Origin of the sequence: Pseudomonas sp. UBA3149 (genome assembly GCF_002364655.1) — a bacterium.
In the GTDB taxonomy this organism is placed as follows: Bacteria; Pseudomonadota; Gammaproteobacteria; order Pseudomonadales; family Pseudomonadaceae; genus Chryseomonas; species Chryseomonas luteola.
In genome coordinates, this window is record NZ_DEYV01000048.1 from 19104 (window position 1) to 35637 (window position 16534).

Here is a 16534-nt window from a genome sequence, read left to right on the forward strand (position 1 = left end):
TGACAATCATAAGCAAGCCCTATGCCAGCCAATGTGACAGAACTGCTTTTTGGGCCTTAACGGAGTTGCCGGATGCTTTGTAGGCCTAAGAATCAGAGCACTAATGGCCCAAGTATCAGCCATCCGGAACTCATCAAGCATCAAGGGTAAATGGCCGATTTATGCTCGTAGTCGGTGCACACCCAAGAATTGTGGTCGCTCATGGTTCACTTTTGAACAATTCTCAGTAGTTATGTCACAATCATGCACTCTTTCGTAACAAACTATGCAGACGCCCATGCTCATCAATAACTCATCTTCACCCCGTCCTTGCAAAGCTCGCACTACTGGCCAAATTCTTGGTACAGCTGAGAAGCGCGACACCATTTATGAACGTATCCTGAATGCTGTGATGGAGCACCGGCTGATCCCTGGCACCAAACTTGTAGAGGAGAAGCTCGCCGGCGTGTTTGGGGTCAACCGCACCCGCATCCGCGAGGTGCTCGTCCGTCTCGCTCATGAAGGTGTTGTCACCACGATTCCCAATCGTGGCGCCTTCGTGGCCAGCCCGTCCGTAGAGGAAGCTCGGCATATCTTCAATGCGCGCCGGATTCTAGAGCCGGCCCTCATTCGCACGCTCGTAGCGCAAGCGGGTGAAAAACAGATCGCTCAACTCTATGACCATGTCGCCCTGGAGCGAACGGCGCGGGAAGAAGGTGATAAGCGAGCAGTCATTCGCTTATCTGGCGAGTTCCACCTACGGATTGCAGAGATGGTTGGCAGTCCGCCATTGTTGAAACTCATGCGGGAGCTGTCTTCGTTGACCTGTCTGATCATCCTGCTGTACGACTCACCTAATGTGCCGGCATGCCCAAATCACGAGCATCTTGAAATCGTGAAGGCCATTGAGTCAGGCGAAACTGAAGAAACGATCAGACTCGTGATAGAGCACCTGACTCACATCGAGAACACACTGGATCTCTCGGTGGGAGAAGAACAGGAAGTGGATCTGGACGAGATCTTCGGTCGAACGATGTGAGGCAGGGAAGGATATCCTGGTTCACTCCTGCCTAAGCAGTGACGTCCTTCCCGCTCGCAGCTGCGATAAGCGTAGCCGAGGTATATGTCTCGACAAGTCAAAAGGTAAAGTTATCAAGGGCCATGCACTCGCCCAAGGGCCTCATCGATATCTTAATTTTTGAGAGCGGCTTTCTAAGAGACGTTACGCTAACGCGGCCCTAGTCGATGCCGACAAGGCTGACTTACACGACATGCTCATCGACATACCAGGACAGTTCGAAGGTCGTTTTGTACATCCCGCCAGATGGTGTCAAGGCATCCGATCCAGTCCCGGATAAATGCACGGCCCCTAGTGATCGCCAGCGCTAATGGGGGCTGATTGGATAAAAGAAGGATCGGTTTCCCCGGATGTTGTCTGTTTCTGGCCGATCCGGTTGAGAAAATCCCGCCGCAATTTTTGCTCACGAAAGAACATGGTCGACGTTGAAGTCTGGTTCGCTCAGAAGACTGAGCTGTCTTGGTTTTTACGTAGCAACACCAAAATCGAGCAATTTTTGAGCTACCGAAAAGCAGCTCTCTCAGAAACCGACTTTTTCAACGGAATCGGCCGAAAGCAGTCTTCTACATCTACCCTTATGCCACTCTATTTGCATCTCTCTCCGTTCGCTTTTGCCGAGGCTTCTTTGGCGGCTAGTTTGGCAGCGAACGTCAACCAGCGCCGCTGAACAATTCCAGCGAAGGCAGAACGGTAAGCGACTCGTCCGGGCGGGTGTTGCAGTTGAGTCGATACTGAATGGTAGAGGTCAGGGCTGCATCAATGTGTTGGACCGTCAACTTGTCTGCCCGACCACACCATATACAGGTAACCTGCGGCGCAGGCATTACAAACCAGCAGTGGCCACAAAGCACACCCTGGCCTTGGTGCCGGTGAAATACTTCGGTGTAGCTGTCAGCAATCTGCCGTACACGAAGCTGTACAGCGGTTCTCCTTGCGGCTTGCTGCGCCGCCTGAGTATAGCGAGGGGGCTGGGCGGCGGTATGCCTAATCAGACTCGGTCCGTCGAGCGTTGGAGGAGACTGCTGACGCTGGCCCGCTTGGCCACATGTCGCTGCAGCATGCAGCGCGGCTCCCTTCTTAAACTCATCGATCTTTTCATCGATCCGCTGCTGCGCATGGATTTTCTCCCGCTGGATGACGCGGGAGAAAATCCAACTGCGGATAACAAGGTCATCTTGGACCCGTTTTGAGAAATTCTGAGTGTCTAGGATATCCGCAGTGTTCAAACCGGTTAGATCAATGAGCAGTGCAGAACACTCGTTTTGATGAAGGCGCCTCACCATCCTTTCAATTCGACGGCCGCGAATGTCAAATAGGACATTGAGCTCATGGCCTTTGCAGAACAGCGTGAGGTCGGCTTCGTCGTCACCGAACTCCATGACCTCATCGATCGTAACCATTCTAGAGGCTATGCTTACCTCTTCCTTGAATGGCACGCCATGGTAACGGGCGGTCACAGTCTCGCAATGCGTGGGTAGCTCAAAGCACCTGACGCCTTCTAGAGCTTGCCGGGCTGCGAGCAGCACCCCTTTTACATAACCACGCACGCAATCACTGTCGGCGGCGTGGCGAAAGTATGGCTCAACTTTAACGCCCTGGTTTGCTGCGATCAGAGGATGGCGGCACGCTAGGCAAATACAGCCACACAACAGCCCGTTCTCGACTTCGTGTGGTCGAAATGCCAAGCCGTCTTTCATACCAATGGGAATGCTCGTGCTGCTCATGGCCTTATCTCCAGCTCCTTCTGACCCTAGTACCGGTGGGGCTTGACGCTAAACTACTAAAGTAAGATTTTTCCAACCTCAGTAGCCTCCCCGGGGTTCTACCCCGTTTCCACGGACGGTTTGAAAAGGGCTGAAAACTTCAGGTCTTGCCGGGCGACTCTACGACGCATTCGTGGGTTATGAAAGCGTTCGATGTAGTCGAATAAATCCGCCCGCGCTTCATCACGAGTTCGATACGACTGATGGACAACGCGCTCCCGTTTGAGCTGACCGAAGAAGCCTTCACAGGCAGCGTTGTCACCGCAATGCCCGACGGCACTCATGCTGCAGATCAATGTGTTGCGATTCAGATCGCGGTAGTCAGCACTAGTGAACTGACTACCGCGATCTGAATGTAGGATCACGGACCAGTCACCCTGGCGCTGCCAGATTGGCATCTCCACCGCTCGAATCACCATCTGCCAATCCTGACGGTGATGCATCGACCAACCGATCACCAGCTTGCTGTACAGGTCGAGCACCTCGCATAGACAGAGCTTGCCTTCCAGCGTAGCTATCTCCGTGATGTCTGTGACCCACTTGCGCTCCGGTTCCTGCGCGGTGAAATTACGCTCCAGCAGGTTTTTCACGCCTGCTGGACGGCCGCCGGTGACTCTCCCAAAGCCACGCCTCTTCCGGCGTGGCCAGCCTTGAATTCGCTCAGCGGCCATCAGGCGAGCAACGCGGTTCAGGCTGACGGTTTCGCCCTCGTCGAGCAGATCCTCGTGCATCCGTGGCGCTCCGATCACACCACGACTGTCCTCGTGGATCTCCCGAATACGCCTCACCAGGCGCGCATTCTCCAGAGCGCGTGGGCTTGGCTCGCGATCCTGCCAGGCGTAATAGCCACTGGCAGAAACCTTCAGGCAACGGCACATCAGTCGTACCGGGTACTCGTTGCGGCAGCGCTGGATCACCGTGTACCGCTCGATGACTCCTTGGCAAAGTACGCTGCCGCGTCTCTTAAAAAATCACGCTCCTTGGTTACTCGGGCCAGCTCGCGCTTGAGGCGGGCAAGCTCCTCATCCCGCGGACTTCCCGCTCCAGGAAAGGCCTTCTCTGTACCCGGTTGCGCTTCCCGAAGCCAGCGGGTGAGCAGGTTAGGAGCCACACCAATCTCAAGGGCCACCTGTCGGCAACTTGCTCCTGAACGACGAACCAGCTCGATGGCTTCCCGCTTGAATTCGGGGCTGTATTTCTTAGAACACTCCTTCAGCTCGGTGTGAGCTTACTCGAAAGTGTCCGTGCTAACGGGGTAGAACCCGCCTGGATAACAGTGCGCCTATGGCCCTGTGTTAGCAGATCCACTTCGCGCCGGAAGTCACCAAGACCCGCGGCCTGATCAGGCGAGACAACCGCTATACGCCAGAAGCCCGCTGGCGCTGCGAGCGTCTTTTGCCGGTCGTGGATGCCCTCTTCCTTTAACCGCGCCAGTATCTGCTCGACCTTGGCGTGCATCTCACCCAGCGTGTAGTTCGGGTCAATGCCATAGACCTGGAGCTGGAAGCCATACTGGGGATGGAGCGTGGCGCAGACCTTGAGCATCACTTTCATACCGGGCTGCGGTTTTGAGCCGGTTACCTGCTCAAAGGCTCTTAGCTGCACATTCGAGACACTGCCAAACATCACAGCCGAACACTTGGCGATTTCCTTGCCATCAGCGCTCTCGATCAGAGTAAACCAGCACGTACCACCATTACGGACGTTGAACTCGCTTAGCTCAGCCACTACCCAGATATGCTCGGCAAAGGAGCGCTTGATAACTCCCTCGATCTGCTATTGGTTTCGCTATCCCCTGTTAAAACAAAGGGGCCGGGTCGTTGGGATATCCGACAGTCATTGACAATGCCTTTCAAAGTGAAACCTGTCAAACCACTCCCCGTTTAGCTCAAAGCTCTTCCTGGAACGCCCATATTGAACGAACCCATTACGCCGCAATACAGCCAGTGATGCTGCATTGTCAGATCGAGCATCCGCCTCGATACGCTTTAGATTAAGTCTGCCAAATGCAAGGTCAAGTACAAGCCTGACAGCTTCGGTTGCGTAACCTTTGCCCGTCTCATGCTGCGCAATCCGGTAGCCGAGAACGGCTGAATGATAATGCGCGCGCTGAACAGCTCTAAGATTCACTCGGCCGACAAGATGGCCTGAAGGACTCCTAAGTAGATATTGGTATCCCTTGTCGTCAAAGGCATCATCAATAGCTGCTTCGATGGCTTCTGCTACTCCCTGGAGAGAGTAGTAATCTGGGCCGCGTGCATTAATGTGCGATTCAAAATAAGCCCTGTTCTGAACCTCGAAGCGCAAGAGGTCTTCAGCGTCATTCCTGGCGACTGCAGCGATGGCAAGGCGATGCATAAAAATCCTATCGTTGGGCCTTTAAGCGAAGACTAGCATACTGATCTGCCTGGTCCTGGCCTCACTACGTTTTGTTCAAAAACGATTTGCTGGGCTGCCCTGTCTATTCCGTGTGGAGATTAGAGATGACGGGCCGTTATGACAGCTAGGCTTTACGCCAGTACTACCATGGTTTCAGGGGCAAGCCCATTTTCCCCTACATTAGATGAATCGCTGCCTCAGGCCCAGACTGTTTGACCGACCCGCCTCTCATAAGCACACTGTTATCGAGCCCCTCTTTAACCGGCTCAAGAAACATCGCCAGAGAATCACCCGTTTCGAGAGGCTCACTAGCAGCTTTGAAGACATGATTTCCTTGGATTGCTTATGGATTTACTTGAGAAATCCTTTTCAGACTGATCCTAAGCAAAAGTGGAGCAGCTTCATCACGTGCCAGTTTCCGACGTCAGGCTAAAAGCAATTACTGTTAAATTTGAGTAGGTGCTCAAACCTTGAAAGAGCTTGATTCCAGACATAAAGACAGCGTAGCTAATAAGACCTTCCAAGAAAAAACAGACTCTCTGGATATATCAATGATTGACTTGGGTGCGCATGAAGCTAAGGAATCGAATAAGCAGTACATCAACTATCTTGACATACCGATGATCAGCTATCGGTTACCTGAGCCTGAAGAACCGAGCAAAGAGCCGTCTTTGTGGGCAAGGCTAAAGCGCTTGCTGGGTTACCGGACCTAGTAACTCCTCTCTGGTATGTCGAGGATCAAAACGTTAATGAACGGTCTTCAACCCTGACCGTTGGCTGTACAGCCGCGCCTCAGCCTGGCCCATGCTTTCGCCTGTCCTTTGCATGTGCTCGGACAGTTCCTCAGCATCAAATCCCACCTGATCACGCATAGCATTGTTGACGTCTGCCATGACACGTTCTCATTACACGACTGTTTGGTCCCAGGGAGAAAGGGTTTATGGTATAGACCTCTATCGGAGGAGGATCCATGGCTCAGGTTCTACACAAACGCGCCACGACCACGCACGCCATCCGAGCGGAATTACAGCGATCGCAGGATTCGATCGCGACGCTGAGTAAGCGTTACAACTTAAACCCCAAGACCGTGATCAAGTGGCGTAAGCGCGACTCGGTTGAAGATCAGCCCATGGGACCTCGGGAGCCGCATTCGACCTCCCTGACTCTGGCTGAAGAGGCCGCTGCCGGCAGAAGACGTTGCTGCCTCTGGACGATTGCCTGCAGCCTTGCAGCGCTTCATACCCAGGCTTTCGCGCTCAGGCCTGCATCGGCTCTACCAGCGACACGGCATCAGCAACCTCCCGCGCTCAGCTGAGCCGGTACGTGAGAGGAAAGCCTTCAAACGCTATCCGCTGGGCTATCTGCATATCGATATCACCGAGGTGCGTACCGCAGAAGGTCGGGCTTATCTCTTTGTAGCGATCGATCGCACGTCGAAGTTTGTGTATGCCGAGTTACATGAGCAGATGATGCGCAACGATGCGGTCGACTTTTTAGAGGCCACGCTTAAGACATTACCTTATAAAGTGCATACGGTACTCACCGACAACGGCATCCAGTTTGCCAGGAAGGTCGGTACTGAACGCTACCGGGCCCATCCTTTCGATGTGATCTGTTATCGGCACGGCATTGAACATCGGCTAACCAAGCCCTTCCATCCCTGGACTAATGGCCAGGTTGAGCGCATGAACCGGACGATCAAGCAGGCCACCACCAAGACCTTTAACTATGCCTCGCTTAAGCCTCTGCAGGTTCATGTAAATGATTATCTGTAGGCCTATAACAGCGCTCGTCCGTTACGTGCCTTGAAAGGCCAAACACCGATTGGCTTTATCCTCCAGCAATGGCATAAACAGTCACAGCTCTTTCTAACCGGTATAGACTTCTTCTTTCTGGGACCTAACACTTAGAATATTAACTTCTCAACCCGTCTATTAATAGCTAGGAAGCTTAATAATTAGCAAAAATCCTGATTGTTTTTCAAGACTTACATGACATTCGAGTCAGAGGCTAACTAAGCTTGGTATTAATTCTTTGCTTTTAAAAAAGAGGATGAAATCAATCCTTGGGGTGATGGCTAAAGTCCATTATACAGTTAAAGATTTATAGCCTGCTAACAAGAAGTTAGCTATAAATTTGCCTAGGTGTTTCTTGGAGGTAATTCTTGGTTAGGCTGCATGTTCCCTTATGGAACGTATCCCTAGCTATCTCCTTGCGGCAGGAGCTTATAAAAACCTTCCGTGGTAATGCTTTACCACCTCGACATGCTCATAGATCAAGGTTGATAGAACATGCTGAATATGAAACCGCTCGCCGTAGCCATTTTGATAGCGGTCAGTTCACACGCCCTGGCTGAAATGAATTCTGCCCAGCTGCTGCAAAGTGGAAATGACAACATCGGTGCCATTGATCAACAGGGTAGCGGTAACTATGCTTACCTGCAGCAGGAGGCTCAAGACAATAGCCAAGCAACAATTACTCAAAGCGGTGTCTCCAACAGCGCCTCTGTCTATCAGATGCAGGGCTTTGAAAACACTACTCACGTGACTCAATTCGGTGATAGCAATACGTTAGATATTAGCATGACAGGCTCCGCAGACGGAGCTATAGCTTCTTCAATCGGTAATAATAATTCGATTCGTAGTGAGCAATATGGCGGCGTATCAAGCGCTATGTTAACTCAGGTAGGCGACAATAATGCTATCGACTCAAGCTTACAATCATCTACCAGCGCTCTGGTGAGCCAGACGGGTAATAACAATACAGCTTATGTGACCGCTTCCTCGTACAGATTGGGATCAAACCAGACTGAAGTTACACAGAACGGTGATGATAACCAGGCCACTACCAGGATAACGAGTCAGTTTGGAAATATTGCGCTTACCCAGGACGGCATAGGTAACCTGGCAAACATCTCCTCCAGCGGTCGATCTACTAGGGTTTCAGGTGTCTCTACTGGTCAAACCAATACTGTCGATATCAGCCAAGATATCGAAACGGGCAGCGTACGGTTTGAGCAGGCAGGGGATGGCAACATACTTGCCGTGAACCAGGAAGGCTACTCCGGTTATTATCAGGCAGACGTGACACAAGTGGGTATTGCTAACCAGGCAACGCTTGTTCAGAGCGCTGGCGAGCAGCTGGGTACCTCATCAGCAGCATTGAGCCAAACCGGTACTGGTAATATCGCGACTGTCATTCAACGCTAAGTTAGTGGGGAAGATGCCCGATCAGCTGAGGACGGAAATTCACAGTGAATCAGGGCATCTGCCATATGAGCCTCTTGCTGCGCGAACCATGGTTTACCTTGGCTTAACAGATATCGTTTCTACCAGAGCCATGGATGTTAGATCAGTTGATCCAAGTTTGTCGCCGACCATCAGCATAATGATAGTAAAGGCTAGGGTTGTAAGATCCTTAGCCTTAGAGCTTTTCAAGATGCCAGAGTCTTTACTAGGTTGCTACTGATAAACGGTCGAAACCTTTCCAGTGATAAGCCACTCTTTTTTATGGGAGCAATGGACATTGCTTTTCTTGTGTTAGCTGCCGAAGGTCCCCCAGCCTGAGGCAGCTTCCTTTATCCAACCCAAGGCGTAGGCGAATACAACCATGGCGATAACAGGCTGTTGCCCTGAGTGTGGCAATTCTGAACTGGTACGCATGCCAACCCTTGGTATTCTTCACTGTGCCGACTGCAACCTTTCCTTCATGTGGTCAAGGTTTGACCACCCTAAAATCCAGGCAACTCTCTTTTCTGTTACCTAATAAGGTATCTATCTTTTGTTTTACAGTGTGGCTGAACAGTAAATTTATATTGTCTCAGAGTGGCCGCTGTAGCGAGGGCTTAAGTTTTGTTTCATATATACATTCCGGCTGAAGGCTTCCAGGCACGCTATAGTGCATAGAGTTCTTGTCTGTTAGATAACACTCAGACCGGAAGAGCCCTGCATCAATGCTTTGAACTGCTCTATCTTCATAGGCTTGCCTAAATAATATCCCTGCGCCTGATCGCATCCCAGTTGAGCAAGCGTTTGGAGCTGCTCTTGGGTTTCAACGCCCTCAGCGGTAATCACAAGCGCTAAGGCCTGCCCTAAACCAATAATGGCTTCAATGATGGGACGCCCCTCCTCCGATTCGCATAATGCCTTGATAAAACTACGATCTATCTTAAGACCATCAAAGGGATAACGGTGAAGATAGCTTAAGGAGGAATACCCCGTCCCAAAGTCATCCATAGATAGCCGAACACCGAGCTCCTTAAGTCCTGAATCGCCCCTAGTTTCCTAGACACCTCTAAGCCTCATAATGAGGCCCGTTAGGAGGTGCCATGAGCAAGCAGCGTTACCCCGAGGAATTCAAGATCGAAGCGGTCAAGCAAGTGACCGAGCGCGGCCTCCCCGTTGCCGAGGTGGCGACGCGGTTGGGCATGTCGGCGCATAGCCTATATGCCTGGATCAAGCGCTACGGCAAGCCCCAGGAACAGCGACAGCAGGAAGACGAGCAGCAGGCCGAACTGCGTCGTCTGCGCGCGGAACTCAAGCGAGTGACCGAAGAGCGAGACATCCTAAAAAAGGCCGCCGCGTACTTTGCCAAGGAGTCCGGCTGAAGTACGCCTTCATTAGCAAGCTGTCGGTGGAGTACCCGGTGCGGCGTCTTTGCCAGACCCTCAAGGTGCATCCCAGCGGTTACTACGCCTGGCTGGCCGAGCCGAAATCCGTACGCGCCAAGGAAGATCAACGCCTGTTCGGATTGATCAAGCATGCCTGGCTGGAAAGCGGTGGGGTCTACGGCTACCGCAAGATCCATGACGACCTGCGCGAGCTGGGGGAGTCCTGTGGCCGGCACCGCGTGGCTCGCCTGATGCGGGGAGAGGGGTTGCGCTCGCAGACCGGCTATTGTCGGCGCCTCAGCTATTATGGAGGCAAGCCGACAGTGGTCTCGCCCAACCGCCTGGAGCGGCAGTTCAACGTTAGTGAACCGAACAAGGTCTGGGTCACCGACATTACCTACATTCGCACCTATGAGGGCTGGTTGTACTTGGCGGTGGTCCTGGATCTGTTTTCACGCCAGGTGATTGGCTGGTCGATGAAGCCACGGATGTACAGCGACCTAGCCATCGATGCGTTGCTGATGGCAGTGTGGCGGCGCAAGCCCAAGCAGGAAGTGATGATCCACTCCGACCAGGGCAGCCAGTTCAGCAGCTCGGACTGGCAAAGCTTCCTCAAGGCCAACAACCTGATCAGCAGCATGAGTCGACGCGGTAACTGCCACGACAACGCGGTCGCGGAAAGCTTTTTCCAGTTGCTGAAGCGGGAACGCATCCGACGAAAAATCTACGGTACCCGGGAAGAAGCCCGCAGTGATGTGTTCGATTACATCGAGATGTTTTATAACCCCAAACGCCGGCATAGCAGCGCTATGCAGCTATCGCTAGTAGAATTTGAAAAGCGCTATTTCCAGAGCTTGGAGAGTGTCTAGGAAAGCCGGGGCGATTCAGATGGCCTTTGTGCAAATTTCTTGCACCGACCATAGCGAGGAAGCGACAGCAAAATTCGAAAAATCATCGAATCTGCACCGCAGGTGCTGAGCTGCCATAACCCCATAGGGGAAGCCGACTTTTTATTGCAAGTCGTCACCCGAGACCTGGATAGTTATAGCCGATTTATAGACAAGGTTTTGCGCAAGTTACCCGGCGTATCTAGCATCAGGTCTAACTTTTCTTTGCGCGAGATGAAAACAACTAATAAGTTGCCCGTTACAGAGCTACTGAGTATTTGATCAATTGGATGCCAGCAGCCACGGCTGCGTGTGGCTGCTGGCATTTTTTGCTCTAGCCTTTCCGAGCAGTGGTTTTTCCGTCTACCAGGCGCCAGATATTCAAAGGGTTATTTTGCTTCAATGCATCTGGGAGGAGGACATTTGGCAAGTTTTGATAGCAAACAGGACGAAGGAAGCGGTCGATTGCAGTCGAGCCAACCGACGTTGTGCGGCTGTCAGAGGTAGCAGGGAAAGCACCGCCGTGTACCATGGAGTCACATACCTCCACGCCGGTTGGGAAGCCGTTGACCAATACTCGGCCAGCTTTCTTTTCCATGGCTTGCACCAAACCTTGAGCAATCGTCAAGTCCTCATCTTCAAGATGAAGTGTCGCAGTCAGCTGACCCTCGATGGGCTTAGCGAACGCGAGCAATTCGTTGACGTTCTGGCAACGGATGACGATGGCTGCAGGGCCAAACACTTCCTCCAAGAGTTGTGCATTGGCTGCGACGCTTTCAAAGGTCGTTTGATAGAGATGCCCCTGTGCCTGTGTGGCTCCGAGATCAGGCTGGCCTGAAGCAACGGCCTGAACGCAGGACTGACTGGTGATGCGATCAATCCCTTGCGAATAGGCAGAATGAATGCCGGGAGTCAGCATGGTTTGCGCAGCCTTGTCGCCCAGATGCGCTCCGGCCTTGTCCAAGAAGGCTTCCAGGTCGGGCCATCGACTGCAAGCACGATGCCTGGGTTGGTGCAGAACTGGCCTGCGCCCATTACCAGAGCGTCGATGAAGCCGGTGGCGATGGACTCTGCCCGAGCTGACAGTGCACCCGGCAGGAGGAATACCGGGTTGATGCTGCTCATTTCGGCGTAGACCGGGATGGGTTCAGGCCGCGCTGCTGCTGCCCGCAGCAATGCCAGGCCACCGCTACGTGATCCGGTGAAACCTACAGCTTTGATAGCCGGGTGCGATACCAGCTGCTGTCCTACATCATTGCCATCACCGACAATCAGCGAGAACGTTCCCTCAGGCAATTCAAGGCGCTTCGACGCTTCCTGGATCACTCGCCCTACGAGCTCGGAGGTTCCTAGGTGAGCGCGGTGAGCTTTCACGACAACAGGGCAACCTGCGGCCAATGCAGAAGCGGTATCGCCACCTGCGACGGAGAATGCGAGCGGGAAGTTACTTGCACCGAAGACGGCGACAGGCCCCAGCGCAATTTTGCACATGCGCAGGTCGGGGCGTGGAAGCGGCTGACGATCTGGCAGAGCCGAGTCAAGTGTCGCATCCTGCCAACGGCCTTGGCGAAGAACAGATGCGAAAAGTCGCAGCTGACCCACGGTGCGCCCACGTTCGCCTTCAAGTCGAGCCATGGGCAGTCCGGTTTCGAGGTGGGCACGCTCAGTTAGGGTCGAGCCCAGCCCAACGATACCTTCCGCAATTTCCTCGAGGAAACGAGCACGCAGTTCAGGTGCGGCGGAGCGGAACGAGTCAAACGCCTGCTCAGCAAGCTCGCAGACCTCGCTCACCAAAGCCCCGCTTGCGCAGTTGAACACTGGGCTAGGAATTGGTTGTTGGTCGTGAGGATTGATCGCATAGAGCTCACGGCCTTCGCCGCGCACCGCTCGATGACCGATTAGCTGTTCACCTTTGAGTTGCATATTTCTACTCCGAAAACTTGTTACTTGTCAGTGGAAATGGGCAGCTTCAGAAGAAGCACGTAAGCCATTGCTGCTACCGATGCCACGGCAGCACTGATCAAAAATGCGGAAGCGAATGAGCCGGATTGTTGGATGCTGAAGCCAGTGACAATGGGTGCCACCGATCCCGCCAGGTAACCGCCGAAGTTCTGGATAGAGCCGAATGAAGCTACACGTCGACTATCCACGACTGTATTGGCGATCATCCAAGCAGTCGAGCTGGCCATGTTGACGCTGAACAATGCACCGCACAGCAATATCACGCTGAGGATGAAGCCACTGCCGAGCGACAGAGGGATGGTGAATGCAGCAGCTGAGAACAGTGCGCAGACCACTACGAGCTTCCGGCTACCCAGAACGGTGGCCCCATTCTTCACCAGTCGGTCACAGAAGCGGCCTGCGACGATGGTGCCCAATGCGCCAAATACATAAGCCAGGGACACGATCCAGGCAGTTTGATACAGGCTGAGACCGTGCTCACGCTCGAAATAACCTGGCAACCAGGTGAGGTGCAGCCATAGCATGTAGATCACGCCCATGAACCCCAGCACTGCACCCCAGGTGCTTTTGTGCTGGAACAGCTCAGCCCACGCGCTCAACTGAGCCTTCACGCTTGGTATCGCTGTAACTGCTGCCTGCCTCTGTGCTTGCGTAGCCAGTAGACGTTCGCGTTCCTCTGCAGGAAGCTCAGCCAAAAAGCGCTCTTTGCTCTTGTAGAAGGCGAACCAGCAGGCAGCGATTACGATTCCAAAAACGCCGGTGGCAATGAACATCCCACGCCATCCCCAATTGACCATCAGCAGGGTCAAGAGTGGTGGCGCGATGCAAGGCCCAATGCATGTCGACGACAACACGATCCCAGTGGGCGTCCCACGCTTCTCAGCTTCGAACCACTCTGAAAGTGCCTTAGCAGCTGAAGGAAACATTGGTGCTTCACCGATACCCAGTACGATCCGCAAACCGATGAACGCTGAAAATGTGTTGATTAAGCCAGAAGCAGTTTGAGCAACAGACCAGCCAAGAAGCGCTGCACCCAGTGAAATCTTGCTGCCCAGGCGATCAATGATCACGCCCAGTGGAAGCTGAGCCAGGGCATATGCCAACGAGAACGCTGACAGGAGGATGCCCATCTGGGAAGGCGTAATCCCCATATCCCGCTGGATAGAGGTGTTTGCAATCGACAGAGCGCTCCGATCCACATAGTTGATGATGCCGATCACCAGTAGCAGGCTGACGGTGATGACCTGGTACTTCTTGAAAGGGTTTGAGCTCGCCACCGTTTCAGGCTTACGGTTGAGCTCGGCTTCCGCATATTTGGTGTTCATAGGCGTTCACTTTCTTGTTATTGGATGAGGGCAGGATTTCGAGACTTACATGGAGGCCTCGAGAATCCACTGGTAATCCTCTGCAGAAGCTTCACGCGGGTTTGTGCGATGGCTGTGATCTGCGAGAGCGCCTTTGATGATTTTGGGGAACATGTCTTCAGTGACTTCCAGCTCACGCAGACCGGTTGGCAGGCCCAGGGCGCGGGTCATGTCGCGGATCGCATCTTCGATTTGGCTTTCGTCAGCCAACCCCATCGCTTGAGCAATACGCGCTGTCTTGTGCTCGTTCACCATGGTCACTGCCTTGCGGTTGAACTGGATCACAGCCGGCAGGAAGATTGCGTTGAGAGTGCCGTGGTGCAGGCGAGGATTGATGCCGCCCAGCGAGTGGCTCAGGCTATGAACGCAACCCAGGCCTTTCTGAAACGCGAGAGCGCCTTGCAGGGAAGCACTCATCATGTTGGTGCGACCTTCCAGATTTTTCGGATCTTGGGTAGCAGTTTCGATGAAGCGCCAGGCACGCCACAGGCCGTCCAATGCAATACCGTCTGCAGGAGGGTTGAACGACGGAGCCATGAAGGTTTCGAGGCAGTGGGCAATCGCATCCATCCCGGTAGCAGCAGTCAAAACTGCAGGCAGGCCAAGAGTCAGTTCCGGGTCACAGATGGCAGATTTTGGAACAACGTGGGGGGAGATCACGCCAACCTTACGGCCATCGTCCAAGATGAGAATGGCGCCACGACCAACCTCGCTGCCGGTGCCGGCAGTGGTCGGTACAGCGATAACAGGTGCCGTTGCTGGAGTGATGCGAGCCAGGCCACCTTCGATGACGGCGAAGCTTTTCAGCGGGCCTTCGTGCTTGGCGCATACGGCTACGCCTTTGGCAAGGTCGATAGCGGAACCGCCGCCGATGGCGATGATGCCGTCGCAACCGCATTCCTTGAACATGGCCACTGCTTCACGAACAGCATTTTCGTTTGGGTTGGGTGGCGTGCCGTCATAGATCGGCAACTGAACAGTGGAGTCGGTGAATTTGCTCAGAGCTACATCGACAATACCTGCCGCACGGACACCACGGTCAGTGACGATCAAAGGGCGGGTTATACCAATGCGCTGACATTCTGCAGGCAGGAGCGAAATAGCTCCGACTTCAAACTGGATCTGGGTGATGTAATTGATCAGGGACATGGGGTCTCCTCAAGCCTACTGACTTTGTTATTTTGGGCCGATCTTAGGCCAATCCGCAGCAACGGGTGCGACATCGTGCCGCGCCAGTATAGAAATCTGAATTCAGGCGTGGTATTGAGAAGAATCCATACAGGTATAACTAGGAGTCATGTCAGATGATCCCATCCGTCAACTCGATCATGTCCAGACTCCACGCGAGACACTTGCGATTGCTCATCGAGTTGGACGAGCACCGCTCTCTGCTCGGCGCAGCAAATAGCGTGGGGCTGACACAACCCGGGGCGAGCAAGGCCCTTCAGGAGATCGAGACGACTTTTGGTACGACGCTTTTCAATCGCAATAACCGTGGGCTTGAACCAACGGCTGCCGGCTATTGCGCCATCAGGTACGCCAGGGTGGTGCAGACTGACATCTCGAACCTGCGGCATGATTTGGACGCGATCCTGAAAGGGGTCGGAGGTCGCCTTGCAGTGGGGGCGATCATGGGGGCAGTGCCGCTGTTGATGAAGGTGGTCTCCCAGATGACTGCTATACAGCCGGAAATGTCATTCGAGATCATTGAGGGCACCAGCCAATCGCTATTAACCCAGATCGAGAGCGGGCGCCTGGATATGGCCCTATGCCGGACGAGTGTGAGCAGTTCGCCACATCTGTTTTCGAGTGCGTTCGTTCAATACGAGACTCTGGCGGTCATCGCCAACATCGACCATCCCCTCAAGGACACTGGAGCACTTCGCTTGGAGGAGTTGGCTGAAAGTCGGTGGATCGTCTACCGGGCCAACATGCCTATGCGGGTGCAGCTTGAACGAGAGTTCCACGATGCGGGCATCCGCTTCCCTCTGCACTTGGTGGAGACCACCTCGATCTTGGCAACCCTGTCACTGCTGCAGAACCAGCCCGAGTTCGTTGCGCTTGTGTCAACCGATGTGGCCAAGCAGTGCGTCCAACACAACCGCGTATGCATATTGCCCTTGGCCATCAAGTCTATAAGCGACCCATACGAGCTGGTAACACGCAGAGGTAGCCAGGCCACACCGGCTATGGAGCAACTGAGGGGGTTGCTGATACAAGTCGAGCTCGACGATGTAGGCCGCCCTAAAGCGCTTCAATCAGAAGGTGGTCGGGCACTGCGACCATCGTAGATTGCTGGCCTGCTGAACATAGGTTCTGCTTTTGACTTCAAGGATACGTTTTGATGCGCCCAAACACGAATGGGAAGTCCAGCTGGCCGGCGGCAACACGGTGGTCTATTCCATGGTTGGTTTCGGAGTAAATAGTGCGTTGAGAACTCGCCCAAGCGTCTCACGGTAAGTGGGCGAATTTCCGGCGTAATCATGAATGGCCTAAGGAAGGTCTGAAGTAGC

General features: G+C 53.6%; 13 protein-coding genes and 4 pseudogenes. 8 read left to right on the plus strand and 9 right to left on the minus strand.

All coding sequences use genetic code 11. The features are described 5' to 3' along the window. Positions 1-277: 277 nt before the first annotated feature. Together B3729_RS24200 and B3729_RS24205 are read left to right on the plus strand one after the other, a co-directional pair. The gene (locus B3729_RS24200) at positions 278-1018 is read left to right on the plus strand and encodes a GntR family transcriptional regulator (protein ID WP_256205784.1); all 741 of its coding nucleotides are present in this window, start codon (positions 278-280) and stop codon (positions 1016-1018) included. A gap of 454 nt (positions 1019-1472) precedes the next feature. Then, complete coding sequence (locus B3729_RS24205) at positions 1473-1724, plus strand: hypothetical protein (protein ID WP_010799468.1); 252 nt, start codon at positions 1473-1475, stop codon at positions 1722-1724. Here B3729_RS24205 and B3729_RS24210 read toward each other — a convergent pair. The 4 genes from B3729_RS24210 to B3729_RS24225 all read right to left on the minus strand — a co-directional run bounded on the left by B3729_RS24210 (position 1708) and on the right by B3729_RS24225 (position 5178). Then, on the minus strand, positions 1708-2781 hold the full coding sequence (locus B3729_RS24210) for a hypothetical protein (protein WP_010799469.1): 1074 nt from the start codon (positions 2779-2781) through the stop codon (positions 1708-1710). The genes B3729_RS24205 and B3729_RS24210 overlap by 17 nt on opposite strands. A gap of 98 nt (positions 2782-2879) precedes the next feature. Beyond that, positions 2880-4036, minus strand: a protein-coding gene (locus tag B3729_RS24215; protein WP_154982418.1) for an IS3 family transposase whose coding sequence is annotated in 2 segments (ribosomal slippage) — positions 2880-3784 and positions 3784-4036 — 1158 coding nt in all. Because the reading frame shifts where the segments join, the coding sequence is not laid out codon by codon here. Next, positions 4033-4593 (minus strand): exodeoxyribonuclease VII large subunit, encoded by a 561-nt coding sequence (locus B3729_RS24220; RefSeq protein ID WP_308460624.1) that lies wholly within the window; start codon positions 4591-4593, stop codon positions 4033-4035. The genes B3729_RS24215 and B3729_RS24220 overlap by 4 nt, the downstream gene beginning before the upstream one ends. Positions 4594-4656: 63 nt before the next feature. Then, on the minus strand, positions 4657-5178 hold the full coding sequence (locus tag B3729_RS24225) for a GNAT family N-acetyltransferase (RefSeq protein WP_219652939.1): 522 nt from the start codon (positions 5176-5178) through the stop codon (positions 4657-4659). 491 nt (positions 5179-5669) lie between these two features. Here B3729_RS24225 and B3729_RS24230 point away from each other — a divergent pair, with 491 nt between their 5' ends. Then, positions 5670-5912, plus strand: a complete 243-nt coding sequence (locus B3729_RS24230; RefSeq protein ID WP_219652940.1) for a hypothetical protein — start codon at positions 5670-5672, stop codon at positions 5910-5912. A 33-nt stretch (positions 5913-5945) separates the two neighbouring features. Here B3729_RS24230 and B3729_RS24235 read toward each other — a convergent pair whose 3' ends face one another. Beyond that, positions 5946-6092, minus strand: coding sequence for a hypothetical protein (locus B3729_RS24235; protein ID WP_010799472.1), 147 nt, complete (start codon positions 6090-6092; stop codon positions 5946-5948). A 77-nt stretch (positions 6093-6169) separates the two neighbouring features. Here B3729_RS24235 and B3729_RS24240 point away from each other — a divergent pair. Further along, positions 6170-7109: pseudogene (locus tag B3729_RS24240) on the plus strand (IS481 family transposase). A 381-nt stretch (positions 7110-7490) separates the two neighbouring features. After that, positions 7491-8408, plus strand: coding sequence for a hypothetical protein (locus tag B3729_RS24245; RefSeq protein WP_010799475.1), 918 nt, complete (start codon positions 7491-7493; stop codon positions 8406-8408). A gap of 708 nt (positions 8409-9116) precedes the next feature. On the opposite strand, the pseudogene B3729_RS24250 reads toward B3729_RS24245, so the two are convergent. After that, positions 9117-9449, minus strand: a pseudogene (locus tag B3729_RS24250) (EAL domain-containing protein); the annotation flags it as partial. Positions 9450-9526: 77 nt separating this feature from the next. Between B3729_RS24250 and B3729_RS24255 the strand changes: the two are divergent. Further along, positions 9527-10677 (plus strand): IS3 family transposase gene (locus B3729_RS24255; protein ID WP_286789209.1). Its coding sequence is split into 2 segments (ribosomal slippage): positions 9527-9770 and positions 9770-10677, totalling 1152 coding nucleotides; the frame shifts between segments, so codons are not numbered across the junction. Between the two features lie 7 nt (positions 10678-10684). Further along, a pseudogene (locus tag B3729_RS24260) lies at positions 10685-10977 on the plus strand (Lrp/AsnC ligand binding domain-containing protein); the annotation flags it as partial. 52 nt (positions 10978-11029) lie between these two features. On the opposite strand, the pseudogene B3729_RS24265 reads toward B3729_RS24260, so the two are convergent. From B3729_RS24265 to B3729_RS24275, 3 genes and pseudogenes are all read right to left on the minus strand, one after another. Continuing rightward, positions 11030-12618 (minus strand): annotated as a pseudogene (locus tag B3729_RS24265) (aldehyde dehydrogenase (NADP(+))). Between the two features lie 20 nt (positions 12619-12638). Then, positions 12639-13982, minus strand: coding sequence for an MFS transporter (locus B3729_RS24270; protein WP_196122534.1), 1344 nt, complete (start codon positions 13980-13982; stop codon positions 12639-12641). Between the two features lie 45 nt (positions 13983-14027). Then, on the minus strand, positions 14028-15170 hold the full coding sequence (locus B3729_RS24275; RefSeq protein ID WP_196122532.1) for an iron-containing alcohol dehydrogenase: 1143 nt from the start codon (positions 15168-15170) through the stop codon (positions 14028-14030). 155 nt (positions 15171-15325) lie between these two features. Between B3729_RS24275 and B3729_RS24280 the strand changes: the two genes are divergently transcribed. Then, positions 15326-16312, plus strand: coding sequence for a LysR family transcriptional regulator (locus B3729_RS24280; protein ID WP_286789210.1), 987 nt, complete (start codon positions 15326-15328; stop codon positions 16310-16312). The last annotated feature ends 222 nt before the right edge of the window (positions 16313-16534 follow it).

What these genes read in the sequence shown, in the direction of transcription:
- B3729_RS24200 (WP_256205784.1), top strand. Translation starts at nt 278, where the DNA reads ATGCTCATCAATAACTCATCTTCACCCCGTCCTTGCAAAGCTCGCACT.
- B3729_RS24205 (WP_010799468.1), top strand. Translation starts at nt 1,473, where the DNA reads ATGGTCGACGTTGAAGTCTGGTTCGCTCAGAAGACTGAGCTGTCTTGG.
- B3729_RS24210 (WP_010799469.1), bottom strand. Translation starts at nt 2,781, where the DNA reads ATGAGCAGCACGAGCATTCCCATTGGTATGAAAGACGGCTTGGCATTT.
- B3729_RS24225 (WP_219652939.1), bottom strand. Translation starts at nt 5,178, where the DNA reads ATGCATCGCCTTGCCATCGCTGCAGTCGCCAGGAATGACGCTGAAGAC.
- B3729_RS24235 (WP_010799472.1), bottom strand. Translation starts at nt 6,092, where the DNA reads ATGGCAGACGTCAACAATGCTATGCGTGATCAGGTGGGATTTGATGCT.
- B3729_RS24245 (WP_010799475.1), top strand. Translation starts at nt 7,491, where the DNA reads ATGCTGAATATGAAACCGCTCGCCGTAGCCATTTTGATAGCGGTCAGT.
- B3729_RS24270 (WP_196122534.1), bottom strand. Translation starts at nt 13,982, where the DNA reads ATGAACACCAAATATGCGGAAGCCGAGCTCAACCGTAAGCCTGAAACG.
- B3729_RS24275 (WP_196122532.1), bottom strand. Translation starts at nt 15,170, where the DNA reads ATGTCCCTGATCAATTACATCACCCAGATCCAGTTTGAAGTCGGAGCT.
- B3729_RS24280 (WP_286789210.1), top strand. Translation starts at nt 15,326, where the DNA reads ATGATCCCATCCGTCAACTCGATCATGTCCAGACTCCACGCGAGACAC.